The 21,033-nt window shown below is 41.1% G+C and carries 11 protein-coding genes and 1 pseudogene; 2 read left to right on the forward strand and 10 right to left on the reverse strand.

All coding sequences use genetic code 11. From position 1 onward, the window contains the following. Positions 1-909: 909 nt before the first annotated feature. Positions 910-2,118 carry a hexokinase gene (locus DW173_RS21835; RefSeq protein ID WP_008026640.1) on the forward strand — a complete coding sequence of 403 codons (1,209 nt, stop codon included), beginning with the start codon at positions 910-912 and terminating at the stop codon, positions 2,116-2,118. Positions 2,119-2,354: 236 nt separating this feature from the next. Here the strand turns inward: DW173_RS21835 and DW173_RS21840 are convergent, their stop codons facing one another. The 9 genes and pseudogenes from DW173_RS21840 to DW173_RS21880 form a co-directional block, all read right to left on the reverse strand. Next, positions 2,355-4,349: a glycoside hydrolase family 97 protein gene (locus DW173_RS21840; protein WP_120145220.1), complete on the reverse strand. Its 1,995-nt coding sequence runs from the start codon at positions 4,347-4,349 to the stop codon at positions 2,355-2,357. Positions 4,350-4,462: 113 nt separating this feature from the next. Next, positions 4,463-5,560, reverse strand: coding sequence for a cellulase family glycosylhydrolase (locus DW173_RS21845; RefSeq protein WP_008026643.1), 1,098 nt, complete (start codon positions 5,558-5,560; stop codon positions 4,463-4,465). 59 nt (positions 5,561-5,619) lie between these two features. Beyond that, positions 5,620-7,731: pseudogene (locus DW173_RS21850) on the reverse strand (beta-galactosidase). A 133-nt stretch (positions 7,732-7,864) separates the two neighbouring features. Further along, positions 7,865-9,916, reverse strand: a complete 2,052-nt coding sequence (locus DW173_RS21855; RefSeq protein ID WP_120145221.1) for a SusF/SusE family outer membrane protein — start codon at positions 9,914-9,916, stop codon at positions 7,865-7,867. Between the two features lie 26 nt (positions 9,917-9,942). Next, positions 9,943-10,941 (reverse strand): family 43 glycosylhydrolase, encoded by a 999-nt coding sequence (locus DW173_RS21860; RefSeq protein WP_120145229.1) that lies wholly within the window; start codon positions 10,939-10,941, stop codon positions 9,943-9,945. Between the two features lie 32 nt (positions 10,942-10,973). Further along, complete coding sequence (locus DW173_RS21865) at positions 10,974-12,629, reverse strand: RagB/SusD family nutrient uptake outer membrane protein (protein ID WP_120145222.1); 1,656 nt, start codon at positions 12,627-12,629, stop codon at positions 10,974-10,976. 10 nt (positions 12,630-12,639) lie between these two features. After that, positions 12,640-16,002: a TonB-dependent receptor gene (locus DW173_RS21870; protein ID WP_009040223.1), complete on the reverse strand. Its 3,363-nt coding sequence runs from the start codon at positions 16,000-16,002 to the stop codon at positions 12,640-12,642. 270 nt (positions 16,003-16,272) lie between these two features. After that, positions 16,273-17,286: a FecR family protein gene (locus DW173_RS21875; RefSeq protein ID WP_004316847.1), complete on the reverse strand. Its 1,014-nt coding sequence runs from the start codon at positions 17,284-17,286 to the stop codon at positions 16,273-16,275. A gap of 71 nt (positions 17,287-17,357) precedes the next feature. Beyond that, entirely contained in the window at positions 17,358-17,948 is a 591-nt protein-coding gene (locus DW173_RS21880) for an RNA polymerase sigma-70 factor (RefSeq protein ID WP_008026656.1), read from the reverse strand. Between the two features lie 187 nt (positions 17,949-18,135). Between DW173_RS21880 and DW173_RS21885 the strand changes: the two genes are divergently transcribed. After that, on the forward strand, positions 18,136-19,650 hold the full coding sequence (locus DW173_RS21885) for an SLC13 family permease (protein WP_120145223.1): 1,515 nt from the start codon (positions 18,136-18,138) through the stop codon (positions 19,648-19,650). Between the two features lie 61 nt (positions 19,651-19,711). On the opposite strand, the gene DW173_RS21890 is transcribed toward DW173_RS21885, so the two are convergent. Further along, positions 19,712-20,998: a histidine-type phosphatase gene (locus tag DW173_RS21890; protein WP_120145230.1), complete on the reverse strand. Its 1,287-nt coding sequence runs from the start codon at positions 20,996-20,998 to the stop codon at positions 19,712-19,714. Positions 20,999-21,033 lie beyond the last annotated feature (35 nt).

Here is a 21,033-nt window from a genome sequence, read left to right on the forward strand (position 1 = left end):
GAGATGCTACTTCTATTTTTTTTGAGGGGGGGCGGCATCGCCGAGACGCTTACATAGTTAGCATGGACTGCAACGAAACACTCAGTAAAAAAAGAGTCTACTACAAGGCAAAGGAAGCATCAGACTATTATGAAGTCAAGCCAAGCTAGAGATGTAATCAGGTAATACTTAAATAATAGATTATAAAATGGACATGCAGAGTATAGAGAGTAGACATTAGCATATTTATGTATAAGCAGCCATATCGTTCCACTAGAGTGGAAAGGTCTGTGCACTAGAGTAGACAGTACCGTTCACTAGAGTGCAATGATCTGCCCACTCCAGTGAAACGATACAAATACTTATAGCAAAACACAACAATGATTAGGATAAAATATAAAGGGATAAGGAGAACTTAATACAGGAAAGCAGTAAAGTAAGGCAAGGTAATTGCTTTATAAAAAGTTACTTATATAAAAAAGGAAGAATAACAATCAGTCCGGAAAAAGACTGGGAGGAACAGAATGACGACCACAAAAAACAAGAAATAGAGAAAATGCATAAAAGGAATATGAGAATAAAAAAAAAGTCTATGAGAAATACACTATTTTCAGCATAAAAAGCTGGTAATATTATGAGAAATGCCGTTTTGAAAAGTATTTCTCATAATATATCTATTTGATTATCTTTCGTTTATCGAAAAACAATGAGAATATGAGAAATGCAAGTGAAAAATAGGCGACAGGAGAAAGTGTGCGTAAGTAAACTGCATTCAGCATTTTTTTAAGAAAGAGCAAAAAGGAAAAGAGCAAAAAGAAAGAGATAAATCCAGGAATCCGATTGGATCCATATACCGTATACCTAACGAGCAAAATTCCTCTTCAGTTGTTATTCATACATAAACATATTCTATACAATAAAAATAATATCATGGAGAAAAATATTTTTCAGTTAGATAATGAGCAGCTCAAAGAGATTGCTCGCTCATTTAAAGCGAAAGTAGAAGAAGGTTTGAACACTGAAAATGCAGAGATACAATGCATTCCCACTTTCATCACTCCGAAAGCAAGTGGTATCAATGGCAAATCATTAGTACTCGACTTGGGAGGAACGAATTACCGGGTAGCAATCGTTGACTTCAGCAAAATGCCTCCCACCATTCATCCTAACAATGGTTGGAAAAAGGACATGTCGATTATGAAAACTCCCGGTTATACCCGAGAGGAGTTGTTCAAAGAAATGGCAGATATGATAACCGGAATAAAACGGGAAAAAGAGATGCCAATTGGATATTGTTTTTCTTATCCGACAGAGTCCGTCCCAGGTGGAGATGCTAAACTGCTGCGTTGGACCAAAGGGGTTGATATAAAAGAGATGATCGGAGAAGTTGTTGGAAAACCTTTGCTCGACTATCTGAATGAAAGAAATAAAATCAAGTTTACGAACATAAAAGTGCTCAATGACACTGTTGCCAGTTTATTTGCCGGACTTACCGACAGTAGTTACGATGCGTATATAGGTCTGATTGTAGGAACAGGCACCAATATGGCAACTTTTATTCCGGCTGACAAAATTAAAAAATTAAATCCGTCACATAAAGTAGATGGATTGATTCCCGTCAATCTGGAATCCGGCAATTTTCATCCACCGTTCCTCACTGCAGTAGATAATACAGTGGATGGAATCTCCGGGAATCCGGGAAAACAACGTTTCGAAAAAGCTGTATCCGGTATGTACCTGGGAGATATTCTAAAAGCAACTTTCCCATTGGAGGAGTTCGAAGAAAAGTTTGATGCACAAAAGCTCACCTCTATTATGAACTATCCCGATATTTATAAGGAGGTGTATGTAGAAGTAGCACAGTGGATATATAGTAGATCAGCACAGTTAGTTGCAGCTTCACTGACAGGGCTTATCATGTTGTTGAAGTCATACAACAAGAATATACGAAAAATTTGCCTGGTTGCAGAAGGCAGCCTTTTTTGGAGCAAGAACAGAAAAGACAAGAACTATAACATGATTGTCATGGAAAAATTACGGGAGCTTTTCAGTTTGTTTGGTTTGGAAGATGTAGAGGTTGATATCAAAAGCATGAATAATGCCAATTTGATAGGGACAGGTATTGCGGCTTTATCCTGACACCTCCCTGCCTATCATCGTCATTACAGGGTGATCCTCCCAATCGACTTGCTTATAAGAATCTGACAGGAATGTGCCAGAACTCTCTTTTTAATGTAATAGCCCTCGCTACAGATAGTTGTAACGAGGGTTATTCTTCGTTTATAAGGGTGGGGACGCACCCTTATCCAACCTATTGCAGATATATCAAATCTATTTCAAGATTTAATAGACAATGTAGTGTGTAAAGTGGTTGTTTACTTAATCTTCAAAGCAAAACCACCTCCGGGTGCCAAATGAATCTTCAACTTACTGTCATTTTTTATCCGGATGGATTCACATTTATAATCACGCCCGATCCGGTGAGCATTTGCTCCGTCTTTAAACAATGTAGCGTCATACGTCTTACCACCCAGGAAAGAGCAATCCACTTCGATGTCACGTGCCGTCCAATTGGTGATTCCACCTACATACCAGACATTTCCACTCCGGCGTGCTGTTACGATATACTCTCCCATCTTACCATCAAGCACGATACTTTCATCCCACACTGTCGGAACATCAGCAATAAATCCTGTTGATTCCGGTTCGCGCATATAGTTGCTCGGCGTATCACACAACATATTGAAAGGAGATTCAAATACAACATACAGAGCAAGTTGACGGCAACGAGTTCCCTGACTCATCGGTTCTGAATTGCAAGGATAATAGTTACCTTTCGAAGCATTGCGCATCGCTCCTTGAGTGTAGTCCATCGGACCGGATACTTGACGAGTGAAAGGAATCATCACGTCATACTTCACCTGATCCACCGAAGCCGGGCTCCATTTCATCTGTTCCAGACCATTGACACCTTCAAAGTTCAATACATTCGGGTAAGTACGATTCAAACCGGCCGGTTTGTGCGTTCCATGCAAGTCGAGGATCAGTTTATATTTAGCACACATCGCGGCAGCCCGATAATTGAACGCAGTCATAAGCTGATCGTCACGATCCATAAAGTCGACCTTAAAACCTTTTACTCCCATGTCGGCATAATGACGGCAAACATTCTCCATATCACGTTCGAAAGCATAATAACCGGCCCAAAGAATAATACCCACATTTTTGGAGGCTGCATAATCTACCAATTCTTTCAGGTTAATCTCTTTCACCACTTGCATCAAATCCGCTTGCAGATTTACCGCCCAGCCTTCGTCAAGTATCACATATTCGATTCCGTTTGCAGAAGCAAAATCAATGTAGGCTTTATAAGTCGGATTATTTACTCCGGTCACAAAATCAACGCCATCCAAATTCCAGGCATTCCACCAGTCCCATGCTACTTTGCCGGGTTTAATCCATGAAAGATCCGTCAGACGGGAAGGGGCAGCCAACAAATAGCTCAAGTTGCTTGCTGCCAAATCCTTATCGGAAGTGGTAACAATGCTCATGCGCCACGGGAAATTCCGGGGTTTATCTACTTTGGCAATGTAAGCTTCATGCTCTTTCACCAACATTTGAAGTTGATTGTGTCCGCCTTGCACCATCTTCTTGGGGTATGGAGCGAAACGTCCCGTCAACCGATTTTCTCCTTCAATAGCAGACAAATAAAGGCCGGGATAATTCTCCAAATCGGATTCTGTGATACAAACCTTAACGCCTTCGCCGGCATCCACGACTAATGGCAAAAACATCAAACGTTTTTTATTCAGCTTCGATAATGGATCGGTAGTATAAGTATTTTCGAATGAATTGAAATATTGAGAGTTATAATCACCGTCTTTTCCTGTTTTTACATAAGGTACAGAAGCTACCATATCGGATGGGAAATGATAATCTACTGTTTCATCTACCACGTTGAAAGGTTTCTTCGCACGGCTGACAAAGCGGTAAGCAATACCATCATTGTACGCACGAAACTCGACATTCCAGTCTTTTTTAAACCGAAGAGTCAGTTCATTATAGTGGTCTCTCAATTCACTGGCACGATAGAAAGGAGAAGGAATCATCTGATCTACTTTTTTCCCGGAAGTGCCGGACAACTTTGCTTTCTCTCCCCAGACTTCTCCGTTATCCAATGTCATCGAAATTGGAGAAGGAGCAAGGATCTGCCGTCCGTTACAGTGGATGTCATAAGTCAGCTTATCACCTACGGTAATCGTCGTTTGAAGCTTTCCATCCGGAGAGCTCAAAGTAAATTGTTTTTGCGCCTGTACCGTAAGCGTACATGCAACAATACATAAGAATAATAAAATCTTCAGTTTTTTCATGGTTTTAATTATAGTAGTTATCAAATTATAGAAGAACGATACAAAAATAAAATAATATAGTATAGCAACCTATATGAAAACTAAAAAACAGAGATAAAAAAGAATACGTGATTCTATCTTTTTCCTGTCAGGGATTGAATACAATCGACTTCTTCCTGCTGATAAGGTACTCCGGTAGGACGATAGATATCATGAAACCATAATTCTGGTTCTTCACCCGACGGAATGACGTCATCCCAGGCAAAAATAGTATTTGTCTTTCCTGCAACAAATCCCCAATTGATGGCGCCTACCTTTTCTTTTTTCATCAAAGGAAGAACATTACAAAAGCGGCTGTCATTGCGACGGGCCATATATTCGGTACAGATCAACGGACGGTTAAGCATCTTTAAAAATTTGATACATTCGCCATGCCGTTCCTCATTATCGTAATTATGATAAGAGATGATGTCCGAATGATTCAACACAAACGCATTCAGAACATTCTTCCGGGGAGAATTATAGTCCCATACACCGGCAGTAATCGGTTGTGACGGTTTACAATCGCGCACCCAACGAAAGACATTCGTCAATAAGGGCAAAGAAGTTTCCTCGTGTTTACTATTTCCGGGTTCATTATACAAATCCCACATCAATATCCGGTCATCGTTAGCATAGGTTCGGACAATATCTTTTACATACTCTTGTAGAAAAGGATACAACGTCAGTGTGTCTTTACGCAAACTACACGAAGGGTCCTGCACCCAGCCGGAATTATGTACACCCGTCTTCGGTTCCGGTTGCTTGCCATAAGCCGACTCCGGATTCCAACAATCATCAAAGAACACAAACATAGGGCGGATTGAATATTGCCCGCAAATATTCAAAAAATCATCCATACGTTTCTTCATTCCTGCCGCATCATTTTGCCATACGACACTGCTCAAGAATACGCGTAAGGTATTAAAGCCCAGTTCATGCGCCCATGATAGCTCTTTATCAATCTGTTCAGGATCGAAAGTATCCGCACTCCACATTTCTATCTGATTGATTGCCGTTGCCGGAATATAATTGCAACCTACCAGCCAAGGCTGATTGTCATACCATTCTTGTATCTTCTCTTCCGTCCAACGACTGTTGTTTGAAGAATTAGAATCCTGTGTACAGGCGCATACACATATCCCCACTAAAAAGAATAAAAACACAACATTAACACACCATTTATTTTTCATGCTATTTTCAATTGATTAATATAAAAGATTCCTTGTTCTTTTAATTCCCGTTTATTTGATTATTTATGCCTGTCGTCTGACTTTTCCTTCCACACCACTACTCCTGCAGGTTCGAGGCGTGCACTGCCGATCAATATCTCCGCCTCATCGGGAATGGCTATTTCCTGAATGTCCGATGTATAATTCAAAGCGATGTAAAAACCATCCCGCCATTCCTTCACTACTCCGTATGGTAAATCTTCAGTCGGTACGCCGGCTTCCTTATATACACGACGTACTACTTCTTTCTCCAATTTCCCGTCATCGGTATCCGTTCCGATATAGGTGGCCGTTCCTTTACCCAGCCTACGGTGTATCACAGAAGCAGCTCCCTTATAAAACTGGTCCGCATACACAGCCCAAACATCTGTTCCGGCATCCGGAGTTAGTACGTCCGCCCAATTGTTCCAGGCGTATTCCATGCCCCCGAAATCAACCATTCCATACAGATTGTGAGGCAGATGGTCATAGTACAGGCTGTTTATTCCGGCCAGTTGGTGGATGGGAGCAGCTAAAGGAGCCTCCCACAATTTGGCATTACGGTCTTTCTGCCCGGCACGGCAGGTCAGAATCAGATGTCCTCCATTCTTCACGTATTCAGTCCAACGTTCTACCAAATTGTTATCAAGCAACTGATAAGCCGGCGCAATCAGGAAGGGATAACCCGAAAAATCCTCCTTCTCCGAGATCACATCGACGGGAGCGGCAAAGGACTTCAACAGGTTGTAATACTTATGTATGTGCGGCATCGTCCACCACTGGTCTGTCTGACGCTGGAACTCCATTTCCCAATAGTTGTTCATATCGAAAAGCAGTCCAATGCGTCGGGAAGCCAGCTGTTTGGGCATACGGTTTTTCTTATCGTAGGCGGCACGAAGCTTTTTCATCTCCTGCGTGATACGTACATATTCTTCACCGCCCGGAGAAAGAGTCACCCCGTCGGTCATTATCATGCCGTAATGATACTGCTCACTGCCTTTCAGAGGTTGACGGAAACGGTAATTGCACACAAACTTCCCACCACCTGCAAAAACGTGATACACCCACATACGCACAGCGCCGGGTAGGGGTTGTGGATTATACACTCCCCAGTTCACCTGACCGGGTTGTAGTTCCATCACTCCGAATGTTTTGCCTACACGGTTACGAAACTGGTCATTGGAAAACCCAAGATCTTCGGGAATCCCCATTCGAAAGCCCTGGCTACCTATTCCTTGATTATGTCCGGTCACCAGATAGCGGGTGTAGGTCAGGAAGTCCGTATGATCGATCCGTACCGGGTCAACCGGATTGAAAACAGGAATCAGGTTGGTAGTGATCCATTGGTCTTTATTAATATGCTGCCGGAGTATGTCCGCCTGCATATTAACAAAGCCCGCCAATTCGTCTGCCATGAAACGGTTCAGGTCGAGCATGGCATGAGGATTGGGCTTATCGGGTACTTCCTGCTGACTAGGGAGACGCACTTGGTCGAAGTCCTGATAAGTTTCACTCCAGAAAGAGGTTCCCCATGTATCATTCAGTTCGTCGATAGTTCCGTATTTCTTTTGTAGCCAGACGCGGAATTTTAGTTGTGCATTTTCACTGTAATCCACTACTCCGTAGTGTCCCGGCTCATTGTCAATCTGCCAGCCGATAACAGCAGGATGATTGCCATAACGCATTGCCAGACGGGAAACAATGTTTTCTACATAACGACGGTAACGGTCGCTACTCCAGGAAGCATGCTGACGCCGTCCGTGCTGAATGGAAACTCCATTATCCCGCTGAATCAATATATCGGGGTACTTTTTCGACAGCCAGGCAGGAGGTGTAGGAGTAGGCGTACACATGATTACTTTCAAACCATATTTCTCCGCCAAAGAGACTGCACGATCCAGCCACTCAAAATCATACTTTCCTTCTTCCGGCTCCATCATGGCCCAAGCGAACTCCGCAAAATGGGTGAACTTGATCCCCATCTCCGACATTTTCTTCAGATCACGTTCCCATTGGGAGGAATCCCATTGCTCGGGTTAATAATAAGAACCCAATGCAAACACCTCTTCCGGAGGAAAAGACTTATCGACCGGAGACTGGGAAAAGGATGCCAATGAAAACAATAAAGCTAAAACCAATAAAGATTTCTTCATGGATATTATTTTTAGAATCTATATAATAAGACATTTCTAAAAGAGAAAACCACATAGCCATTTATATAAAGAGGTCGTGTTTTGTATAAAACCGGCCTCTTTATGTTATGCTATACTAATATAATACTCAAAACTAGTATTTCTTTGTAAACGTGCAGGTATTTGTATTCATATCCAGCTTGACATGATATATACCGGCTCTGAAATTAGCTCCCGGTCCGAAGTTTTCTGTTTCCTGCCATTGATCTCCGTTCCAATAACCGCCCCGGGCTATTAAATCACCTTCAGACACAATAGTCACGTCAAACGAAGTAATTTCATTATTCCAACCTTTTTTCTTATAGAATCTGAACATAAAGTCATTGTTTAAAAATAGATTGGTTTCAAAAATACGATCCCCGGTCTTCACACAACAGATAAAATCTTTCGGGTTTTCCCATCCCCAATTTCCAATGTCATCAGCAAGAAGTCCGCTGATTCTAGGATGCCCGAAGGTAGCCCCAGTGATCCATACAGTTTCGGGGAATTCCGCACCAGTCGTTTTCTCTACATATATAAGTTCCCTATTCTTATTATAGGAGATCTTATACTTGCCATCCGGAGCATTAAACTTGTATTGGCCGTTTTCATTCGTAAAGTATTCCGGTTGAAGCATATAATCCAGATAACTAAAACCTTCAAAATCGACAGTCTGCCCTTTCGTGAGATTCAACTCTACACCGATATAATTGGGATCATTAGATTGAGTCAGCTCTGTACCGTTTATTTTATAAGATTCTTCTCCAAGCTGACCTTCGTCTACCTTATCAATAAACATACATATATTCTTATTCAGATCTATCCGGACACGGTATACTCCCGGCGTGAAATCCGGCCCGGCTACAAAATCACCGGTAAAATGTCCGCCACCAGTACCACCCGTTGCCGGATCACTATAAAACCAGCCTTTACCTAATAGATTAATAGGATAAGGATTAACAGTGGTGCTAGCCAGTTCACCTCCCCACGGACGTTGCTTATAGAATTTAAACTGGAAATCTTTAACCAGATAAAGAGTTGTTTCAAAAACATTATCCGATATCTTCACGCACTGGAATGCATCACTCGGCAAATTGAAGGTCCATGTGGCAACAGTCACCCGTCCGGCTTGAGGATGCCCGAAATTAGAACCGCAAACCCATAAACCATCCGGGTAGTTTACCGAACGATTTTCTAAATACATCAGTTTGTTTATCGGATCATAAAACAGTTTATAGTTTCCGTCCGCCCCTATAAATGTGGCTTTATCCTTTGTTATATCTTCAAAGAAATCCGGTTGAAGCATCTTTCTCACATCACCGAAATTGCCGAAAGTCACTTCATCGCCTTCATGAAGTTCCAAAGCAATACCCAGGTAAGACGAAGCCTCTTCTAATATACCCATTTCATGCCCGTTAACAAGGAAGGTTTGCTCCTGAATATTTTCATCTTTTGCTTCAAAAGCACAAGTATTATTGTTCAAATCAAGCGTAATAAGATATACTCCGGGTTGGAACAGCGGTCCAGGGATAAAATCTCCCCCACTCTTTCCTGCAACCAGGAATGGAGTGGTAAGTGTTATATTGTCTTCCGGTAAAGTGGTAATCTCATTATCACCTTCTCCCCAACCTCTATGTTTGAAGAACTTGAATGAGAAGTTATTAGCCAAATATACAGTGAGCTGAAAAACGTTGTCAGCACTTTTATAACAATAAAGCACATTGTTGGCTCCGTCCATACTCCAGCCACTTGTAGTAACCACTCCCGCTTGAGGATGCCCCCAGTTAGCACCACAGAACCACAATCCTTCCGGATAAGTTGCACCGGCTTTTTCTACATACAGAAGTTCATTAACGGGATCATAAAGCACACTATAATCGCCTGTCTCTCCTTTAAAACGAGCTTTATTTTCGGACAAGTATTCAAAGTAATCCGGTGAGAGAATGGATTCTATACCATCGGTTCCCGAAAATTCGATTTCCTGTCCCTTTTCCAAATGAAGCTTCTTCCCCTGAAAATTGGAGTAAATTTCTTCATCCAACACATTCCCCCCTACGGAAAGAGGAGAGGCAAGTTTCCATTCCGGCCAATTATCCCATTTCTGTACGTCATCGCTACAGGATGCCGCCAACAGAAGCAGAAAAATCGTATATATATAATATTTCATAATACAGTCATATTAAGATTATACATTTATTTTTTATATGCTTTCAACAAAGCCTGATAAACCGTTTCGTTCACCTTCACGATGCAGCCGTGTCGTGCACCCGGTCTGTCCGTGCCATCCTTTACATTAGGCCCGGAGAAGGTACGCTCTTTCCACGGCCCGTCCATAGAGGTCGACTGAAACAAATGATAGCCATAAGGTTTGGCGGCATAAGACTCCGCATAAATGAACCAACCGCTATGATTGGGCCGTTCGATAAAAATAGGTGCTTCACGCATCATATCATTCGGAGTGACAGGTGTTCCCGGATTGGTGTAAGGACCGGTCAGATTGGAAGAGGTGGCAATACGGACTGTTTTCCCGGTTTCCGGAGCAACAGCCGGATCACGTTCATCTTTCAAGATTGCATAATAAACACCGTTTACCTTTCGGATAATGGCATCAATAATAGCCATGTTCTCATCTGCGCCAGTGAAGTTGAACAGTTTCTGCGGTTCTGTATACGTCTCAAAATCTTTTGTCAACACATAGAGAGTACGCATACTGTCCCAGTCATCCTTATCCGGATCGTTGCAGGCATGCCAGCTTATAATATATTGTCCGCTGTCCTTGTCATAAAACATCTTGGGTGCTCCCCAATAATAAGTAGTATAAAATCCCTGCGCATTACTACGATTAAAAATCATTTCATCCAACGGGCTAGACGTCCATGTCACCAAATCTTCTGACCGCCACAAAGCCAACGGATTGACTGCTATCATATAAAAAGCCCCATCATGTCCCTGACAAATATCTGGATGCCCAATGTAAGCACTATTGATTATCCGACCTTTATTTAGCGTCTCCCAATTTACACCATCCCGGGAAGCTGCATAATACAGCTTTCCATAATTAGCATTCGTCATGTGGGCAAATAAATATCCGCCATCCGTTTCCACCGGAATTTCTTCTCTGCCTGTTTCTACATCATCCGAGCATGCCCAACTCATTAAAGACAATAATAGACCAATTATATAGTAACTCATACGTTTCATATCTTTATATTCAGTTAATAGGTTTAATTTATATTTTGCTGCGCTTTGCTCTTATCTTCCGCCCAACCCGGACGTTCCCAAGTTTGCTTCAGCTCTTTTCCATAAGAAACCGCCTGTTCGACTGCATAATTAGGAATCGGCATGTACTGATGCGTCGGCATTACTCCCTTCGCTTTATACATTTCCTGCGCATATTTATTAAAACGGATCAAGTCAATTTTACGATTACCTTCATAAAAGAGTTCATGTCCCCGTTCGGTCAAGATAGCATCCAGAAAAGCATCCTTGGTATTGGTTGCCACAGCCGGCAAATTTGCCAATCCTGCTCTGTTCCTTACTTGATTTACTGCATTTATAGCAGCCACAGAAGGTACAGTTCCTGTTTTGCGTACTTCTGCCTCTGCATACATCAATAATACATCGGCCCATCTTGCCAAAGGAATATCGGTACCCTGGAAAGTTGTCATGGTTTCCTGCGGAAATTTATTTATAATATATCCGTTCCATCTCACTCCCAGATTATCTTTGCTGATAACGACACCATTCTTATCCTTATAACTGGTTACAATGGTTTTCAAACGACCGTCATTGCTTTCGAAAGCATCGTAGTATTTCTTGTCCATACTGAAAGCCTGCATCCATCCACCTCCCATCGGGAAAGGAGCCTCTTTTGCCACATCGGAAGGTAAAGCCCACATCAGGAAAGGGTTCGCATTTCCATGTTTCGGATTACCATCGGCAGTCGGACTACAACTGACAGCCATAATGATCTCTTTATTGAATTTATTGGCATTCTTAAACAGGTCAACGTATGGGGTACTTCCAGTTTTAAACAAATCATATTTACCCGTATTGAGTTCATTATACATATCCATCGCTCTCTGATAATAGCCTTCCATGTGTTCACCCTCGTTCAGACAGTGTTTCATCAGGCAGAAACGGGCATAGTCACGCGTATAGCGTCCCAAATCCGGAGCTGTTTCGGGAGCGTTCTTTGCAGCAAATTCCAAATCATCCGTAATCCATTGAGTCATTTCGTCCAAAGAAGGACGCACGGTATTCGATAACGCTTCCGGATCAATTACTTTTTCGGGGTCTAGGATGACCGGTACAGGACCGTAAACATGTAACAGAAAGTACATCATCAATCCACGACACAGACGTGCTTCTCCAAGCAGGTTATTCTTTTTTTCTTCTGTAAGAGCAGTCAGAGGAGCTTTCTCCAAAGTTCCAATGATTTCAGTCATACGGGTTATTTGAGCTGTTTTCGGGAAATGGTTGAGGTTACTGCCATCATCTACATTTCCACGCCAGTAATAAAAGCAATTACTGTAGTCTCCTTTAGTAAAGCGTTCCCAGTCTGCACCTACTGTGGTAGCAGATGCACATATATCAGAAGTGGAATCAAACATACGTACCGTTCCTCCCGACTGTATATGAATACCGTGCTGCAAACCGCCTGAACCCATATCATACGTCCAAACCGTAGTGTATGGCAAGTAGCAAATCATCATATAGGAAACATACTCCTGCTCTGTAGAAGGATATTCTCCCTGCAACAAAGCTCCATAAATATAAGGATCAAAATTATTCTCACAACTACCGAATAATAGTTGCAAGGAAACAAGCATCGGTAAAAAAATCTTCTTTTTCATACGACATAATTTGTTAGATTTCATAGCTTGAAGTTTAGAAGGTTAATTTTGCACCTATTGAATAAACTCTCATTTGAGGATATTGCCCTCCGGTCAAATTAGAAGAGGAGGTGTTGATTTCAGGGTCATATCCTTTGTATTTGGTAAAGGTCAAAGGATTCTGAAAATCGACAAACACACGTATTCCTCTAATATATCCTTTAAATACAGATAACTCTTTGGGACCCAGATTATATCCTAGTGTGATGTTTCTTACACGTATATAAGAGGCATTTTCTCTTGTATAATCAAAGCCCAGATTTTCGGGTAAAGCCACTGATTTACTGATTGCGATACCCGGGAAGCGTCCGTTCGTGTTTGTCTGGGTATTCCAAATGTTATAAGAATAGATACCAACATTGTGCGCATCCACTCCTCTGGAGAGACCTCCGACATCTATACTATTGCCATATGCATCATTCCATTTCTTTACTCCCAATTGACCATACATGAATATATCCAAATCAAAGTTCTTCCATGTAAATGTATTCCCGAAACCAAAATATAATTTAGGTAACGTATTATCCATATAAGAGTCATTCACATCAATGATTCCATCACCATTTTTATCTTCAACAATAGGATATCCCGGCATACAAGCAGCAGGACCTAACGAACGTTGCGATTCGGGCATATTACTCTTATCCACATTGATGATACCGGTCGTTTTATAATAATAGAATGCATTCATCGGTTCATTTTTCCTTTTCTGATATTTTTGATAATCATAGTTGGGCATACGTTCTATCCATACCGCGTTATAATGGGACAGTGTAATTTGAGAGGTCCATTTGAAATCATGTGTTTGAAGATTCAGCGAATTCAAACTCACATCTACTCCGGTACGTTTATAATGTCCTCCATTGATAGGACGTGTTCCGTGCATTCCCAATAATTCAGTCGGTGCTGTCCCCAACAAATGGGTTACGTCATTACGGAATACATCTACACTACCCCAGATTCTATCTCTAAGAACGGAAAAATCCAATCCGATATTTTTCATAACCGTCTTTTGCCAGGTTACATCTTCATAGTTGGCACCGGACAATATGTAAGGAATATAGGTAACTGAATTATTATTGAACTGAACATCTTCACGGGTAGTTGTTACAATACCATATAGTGTTGTACCTAAATTGTCACTACCAGTTTCACCATAACTGGCTCTTAGTTTCAACATATTAATCCAGGAGATATTCTTTATAAATGATTCTTCGTTCATTTTCCATGCTAGAGAAACAGATGGAAAGAGAGCATATTTCTTACTGGGAAAGAATTTATCCGTACCGTCACGGCGCAATGAAGCAGATACTACATAGCGACCCAATAAGTCGAAATTTCCTCTGACAAACTGTGACCTCTTTTCATTTTTATATTTATAAGAAGTCGGATAGAAAGGACCGTCTGCCATGCCTACACTGCTTCCCTGTATATGATCATTCGCATTTTCGTATGATATATCCGAACCATCGCCACTATCGAGATAACGTCCCATACCGGCCATCAGATTCATATCCAACAGCTCGCCAAACTTATGTTGAAATGTCAATGTACCTTCGAGAGTGCTTTGTTGCCTTTTTCCATATCCTAAGTTTCCTCTGGATTTACGTTGCAATGCGTAGTAAACATCAGAAGGTATGTATGAATCACGAGAGGTATTTTCCTTGTTCAATCCATACAACACTTTTGCCGAAAGCATATTCTTTATGATATCAACATCCAATGAGAAATTCATGTAATAACCACTTTGCTCGGACTTATCATTAATATCATGCATGGAAACAGGGTTAGGCGTCCGGCTAAATACATTATATTTCCCTTCGGCATCGTATATGGGAAGATAGGAAGGATAGAAAATTGCTCCGAAAAGTGCTCCGGCTCCCTGATCTCCTAAGTTCCCAACATCCCCGCCAACAGTAGAGTTCGTGTAATTATTCTGATTCAAATTGACGATTGTTGTCAGTTTCAAAAAGTTAGTCAGTTGGGAGGTGATATTTGTACGCAAAGAGTAGCGCTCCATATCCGAATTATGAACGGTAGCATCTTCTTTATAGTAGTTAACACCCAGATAATATTTAAACTTTTCAGAACCACCGCTAATCGTCAGATTATGATTGGTCACCGCACCTGTTTTCAGCACTTTGTCCAACCAGTCCGTAGTCGGAGCATTGGCTATTTGTGTCGGTGTAAAGATAGGTGTCCACTTATCATCATAAGCAGTATTTCCATAAGGATACTGACCTTTGTCATATAAATAATTCTCCTTACTGAAAACATTGACCATGTTCATCAATTCGGGACCACTCAATACCTCCAGATAAGGATAATGTTTCTGTATGGAATAACTTCCTTCATACACTATGGTCGGTTTTCCTTCTTTTCCCTTTTTGGTAGTCACCAAAATAACACCATCGGCAGCTCCGATACCATAAATGGCAGCAGAAGCATCTTTCAGGATTTCAATAGATTCAATATCGTTGGGATTTAATCCTGCCAATCCTGCACGGTTGACGGAGGAAGGAAGTGATGTGCTCCCCGTACCGACTTCAAAAGAGCCGCTAGGCATAACCACTCCATCTACCACATAAATCGGTGTACCACCTCCACGAATGGAGATATTGATGCCTCCTCCCGGCTGGGGACTGGATACGGTTGCCTGCAAACCGGCAGCACGCCCCAACAACATTCCGGAAATATTACTGGTAGCTGCTTTCGATATTTTTTCTGTTTTTACCGTAGCAATAGAAGTAGTCAGATTTTTGCGGGAAGTCGTACCATATCCCACCACTACCACCTCATCTAAAATTTGCTGATTCTCAGCCAAGGTCACGGATAAAGAGGTCCGGTCGCCCACTTTTACTTCCTGTGTCTGATAACCAATATAGGAAATCTCTAATACGGCTCCCGGTGATACTTCCAACGAGAACTTCGCATCCAAATCAGATGCGGTTCCGTTAGCCGTTCCTTTTTCCTTGATGGTAGCACCGATGATCGGTTCACCATTGGCATCATTCACCACACCTGTGATTTTACGCTTTTTAGTGTCTTTAGAGGTATTCTGCCGTTGCCCTTTTTGGACAACAATGTTCTTACCTTTTACCTCATAAACAACATCTTGCCCGTACAATATCTGATCGATAGCCTCATTCAACTGCTTTGCCTTTACACTCACAATTTTCTTTGTATCCAGATCTCCCACTTTATATACGAAAGAATATCCGCTTTTATTCTTCAGTTGCGTCATTGCTTCTTTCACTGAAACATTATTCATTTTCAATGAAACGGCCTGGGCTAGCATTGCTATGTTAAGGCAAAAGAGAGCCACGACCATTAATATGGCCTTCTTCCTGTAATTCATAAAATAAACAAATTATTTAATTAAAACTTGAATAACTCGTTTTAAAAGAGATGTATTTTGCTAACTTTGCATTATCTCTTTTGAAAACATGCTCACGTTTGAAAGTTGTTGAAGAAGAGATTCAGGAGCCGGAAGATGTTCGAGATCTTCCGGTTTTTATTTTTCTCTCCTTATTCATTCACTAAAGACTATTCAATATTATTTTCTTCCTTCATATTCTTCAATTTCTAAGGTTAAACAATCATAGTATTATAAATCTCTGGTAACCGGTTAATAGATAGTTATATTGCGTTCTTCAATCTTATATTGTATTTTCTCCGTAGATGCCAACGCATCCAATACTTCCTGAATACTTTGCTCCCGACGGACAAAATTACCGTAGAACCGGAAGGTATTTAAAGAATCATTGGCAATGCGAATAGTTACATTGTAGCTACGTTCCAATTCTTTCACGATGTCCGGCAGAAGCTCTTCATCAAAAAACAGATAACCGTCCGTCCATTGCGAAGCATTAGAGGCTGTAACTGTTTCTACTGTCATCCGTCCGTTCGTTTTATTCAATATTGCTCTCTCATCAGGCGCAAGAATTGCTTCTTTCTCTTTTTTCAGTAAATTATTCAGTTCTACTTTCCCTTCCAATAAAGATACTACGACTTCATGATCCTCCGGGTAATCGCGAAAATTAAATTTTGTTCCCAGTACTTGCAATTGTAAATCTTTAGTCTTTACAAAGAAAGGGAGTTTTTCATTCCGCCGGACTTCAAAATATCCCTCACCTTCCAGTTCGATCATACGATTATCGACTCCGAAACCTTGTGAGTAAGTCATTCGTGAACCGGCATTCAGCCAAACTAATGTACCATCCGGCAAATAAAGCTTTGTCCTCGATCCTAAAGGAGCTTCTACGGATATATCCGCGAATGTGTCTTTTACGTTCACTCCTCCCTGCCAATAAGAGAAGCAGCCGACTGCAAGTATGACTGCAATAATCGCTGCATAACGCCACAACATTGACAACCGGAATCCATGATGAGACGTTTTTTCTATTTCCTTCCGATTTCCGATACGTTTCTTAAATGTATCGAACGCTTTATCTTTATTGTATTTCGACGCAGCTTCACGACTGACAGCAGAAAACCAGACTTCCCGCTGCTGAATAAAGTAATTCTTATTTTCAGGTGATGCAGCTATCCATGCTTTCAGTTCGGCTAAAGCATTTTTGTCCAAACCTTCCGTCAGATAGGTTGCAATCAATTCATCAATATGTTTCTTTTCTTCTTCCATTTTTCTGCGTTCTATAAAGGAGACAGTAGTTTTTTAATTGAGGGTAGTCTGAAAATGACTTTTTTTCGTTTTTACCCGAAAAAAAATAAAAGTAGAGTAATCAGATATTTACTTAGATTCATTTGTAAAGATGCTAATGCATTCTTTATATGATATTTAACCGTATTGACAGAGATGCCTAACTCTTGAGAAATTTCTTCGTATGATTTTCCTTCAAAACGACTTTTATCGAATACGCGACGACATTCATTCGGCAATTTATCAATGGCTTTATATATTTCCTCTTCCAGTTCACGCTCCAGCAATGCACCTAACGGATGCGAATCGGAGATCGTCATTTTATCGTCTGTTATCTCATCAGGCATTAGAGATGAAAACGCGATCTCACGCTTTTCCCATTCAGAATTCAGATAGTTGATACAACGATTACGGACGGCTCTCACCAAATAGCTACGGATAGAAACGGAAATCTCTAACGTTTCACGAATCTCCCATAAATGAAAAATAGTATCCCCGACAATGGTTTCCGCGAGGAATTGATCTTTTACATAGCCACTTGCGACATGACACAGCAGAGCATAGTGACGGTCATAGATGTATTGATAGGCGTCTTCGTTGCCTATCTTCAACTGCTCTACTATTAAAGTTTCAGTGTGCTCCATGAATGTATTAGTCGAGTTAATGGCACAAATTTAGAGAAATTGCAGCAGACTACCTAATATCCATATTAATATCTTCAAGGACATCACAATCCAAAAGAATTATAAAAAACTTCTCTCGTTGATTTACGAGATATAGAATAAAAAGTTATTTTTGCACCGTTTTTTAATTTTATCTTAAACTAGTATTATGTACAAGATTTTTCACGGCTTCCATCTAGTGGAAGCTTATCAAGACTTAAAGAAAGCCAAACGGTTGGCAAAAAATCAGACAGTGGCCAGATGCATAAAGCTAACCGTAGCTATTACCCTTTCCCTTATTTTATGGCTCCTCCCTATTGACACATTTGGTATAGAAGGGTTAACAGTTATAGAACAAAGACTTATTTCTATCTTTATTTTTGCCACACTGATGTGGGTATTCGAGGCTGTCCCTGCATGGACCACTTCCGTATTGATTGTCGTTTTATTGTTACTCACCGTTTCCGACAGCAGCTTATGGTTCCTTACTCAAGGAATCTCGACAGAAGAATTGGGACAGACAGTCAAATATAAATCCATTATGCATTGCTTTGCCGATCCAATCATTATGTTATTTATTGGTGGGTTCATACTTGCCATCGCAGCAACCAAAAGCGGATTGGACGTATTGTTGGCACGCGTCATGCTAAGACCTTTCGGAACCCAATCACGCTATGTACTATTAGGATTCATTCTTGTTACAGCTGCATTTTCAATGTTCCTTAGCAACACGGCTACAGCTGCCATGATGCTCACTTTCCTAACTCCTGTATTAAAAGTACTTCCGGCAGACGGTAAAGGAAAAATTGGTCTGGCTATGGCTATTCCTGTAGCTGCTAATGTGGGTGGCATGGGAACTCCTATCGGCACACCGCCCAACGCAATTGCCTTAAAATACCTGAATGATCCGGAGGGACTGAACCTAAATATCGGTTTCGGAGAATGGATGAGTTTTATGTTACCCTATACTATTATTGTATTGTTTATCGCTTGGTTCATACTTTTACGATTGTTTCCCTTTAAACAAAAAAATATTGAATTACAAATTGAAGGTGAAGCCAAAAAAGACTGGCGTTCCATTGTGGTTTATATCACTTTTGCTATCACAGTCATACTTTGGATGTTTGACAAGGTGACGGGAGTAAACTCTAATGTAGTAGCTATGATTCCGGTAGCCGTTTTCTGTATAACGGGAGTCATCACCAAACGCGATCTGGAAGAAATCAGTTGGAGCGTACTTTGGATGGTAGCCGGCGGCTTCGCTCTGGGCGTTGCTTTACAGGAAACCGGACTGGCGAAACATATGATTGAAGCTATCCCATTCAACACATGGCCTCCTGTATTAATGATTGTCGGCTCCGGACTTATTTGTTATGCTATGGCTAATTTCATCTCACATACAGCTACTGCCGCATTGCTCGTCCCCATCCTAGCCATTGCAGGAAGCAGCATGCGTGAGAACCTATCTTCCCTAGGTGGGGTAGAGACTTTATTGATTGGAGTGGCAATCGGTTCATCATTAGCAATGATATTGCCTATCAGTACTCCTCCCAACGCATTGGCACATGCCACAGGCATGATTCAGCAAAAGGATATGGAAAAAGTCGGAATAATCATGGGAATCATCGGACTGATATTGGGATATACCATGTTGATTATACTTGGTTCCAACAAATTATTATAAAAAATTCTCTTCCCATACAAATAAGCCCTGTGAGAAGCAATCATTCTTACAGGGCTTTTTGCTAATCAGTTTTACTTGAAGACCTGGAAAGAATCTCTTTTGATATTGCTATCCGTTGTTTCAGATAGTGGCAGACTTCTTCCCACCGATAATATGGGAAAAAGGATGTGACCACCGGAATGGTTACTTCTTGCTCATTCAAAAGTATTTTGACCCAGACTTGACAGTCCTTATCACGATAAAACACCCATTGCACATTAGCTGCCATCGGAGCAATCTCATAATCTTTCCAATAAATGGATACGGAATCAGGTGATGCTATCTGTATATCCGTTTTTCCTATACCCATCAATGCTACAAAAGGAATGACAGTTTCTGCATGCGCAAAACGAAGATCCACCCGATTGTCCGATTGCCCGTTAATTGCCTGCTCTGTCGTTTGAATAAACTCTGAAAGTAACGGCCATGCAATTGCAACCGGCAACATATTTCCAACTGGTGCTGCACTTTTAGTCAGATATTGCCGCAAGTTTTGTGTTTGCCAATAACCATACCATTCTTTATCATTGAGAATACCTTTCATATTAAAAGATAAGCCTGTATCAGGAAGTATAGCTGCTATTGAGAACAAAGCCATGACAAACTCCCGTTTTTCCTGTTCTGTTTCTTGTCCTGAGGTGAGAAAAATCCTTTTCATGACAGGTGTAAAAACTATCTTATCTTGCACAAATGATTCATACAAAGAAATCCAGTCACCTTTCTCTTTATAATAAACATAAGGCTTGTTCAAATCAAAAAAACGAAGAAGTGGGTTATATTGCTTTCCTGCACTTTTCTTTATTACCAATGAGGAATCCTGTTTTTCCATACCAGAAAGAAAAGCATCCATACTACTAATACAACGAGGAATATAGGAAGCTATCGCTTCAATTCGCGCCGAATCTACAAATATTTCAGGATAACGCAATAGCATACGCTCTGCTATTCCCTTTTGTTCCTGCTCTCCTACTGCCGACAATTCTCCCCATCGTCCTTCGAAAGCTTCGGACAGCCGTAATACCGTAGCAAGCAGTTCCTGACCTTTTACAGTCAATCTGTTTTCCTGCTCCGCCAATATAAGCACATTTCTAACCTTCTCTAATGCTTTTCCCGAAGTCGGGAACCGTGCTCCGTGCCTTCCTAAATGATTGATATAAAAAGGAACCATACCATCATGGTTCAAAACAGGCAGATTCTTTATCAAAGGATACGGCATAGCCGTTCCTGCATATTTCTGAATTGCACTTTGCCCGAATAAAAAAGTTATAGGGAAAAGCAGACCAGCTAAAAATATCAATATTGCTCTCATCCGGCAGAATATATATTTGTTTGCCAAACATAACA

This window comes from Bacteroides sp. AM16-13, from assembly GCF_003602705.1.
Taxonomy (GTDB): Bacteria; Bacteroidota; Bacteroidia; order Bacteroidales; family Bacteroidaceae; genus Bacteroides; species Bacteroides xylanisolvens.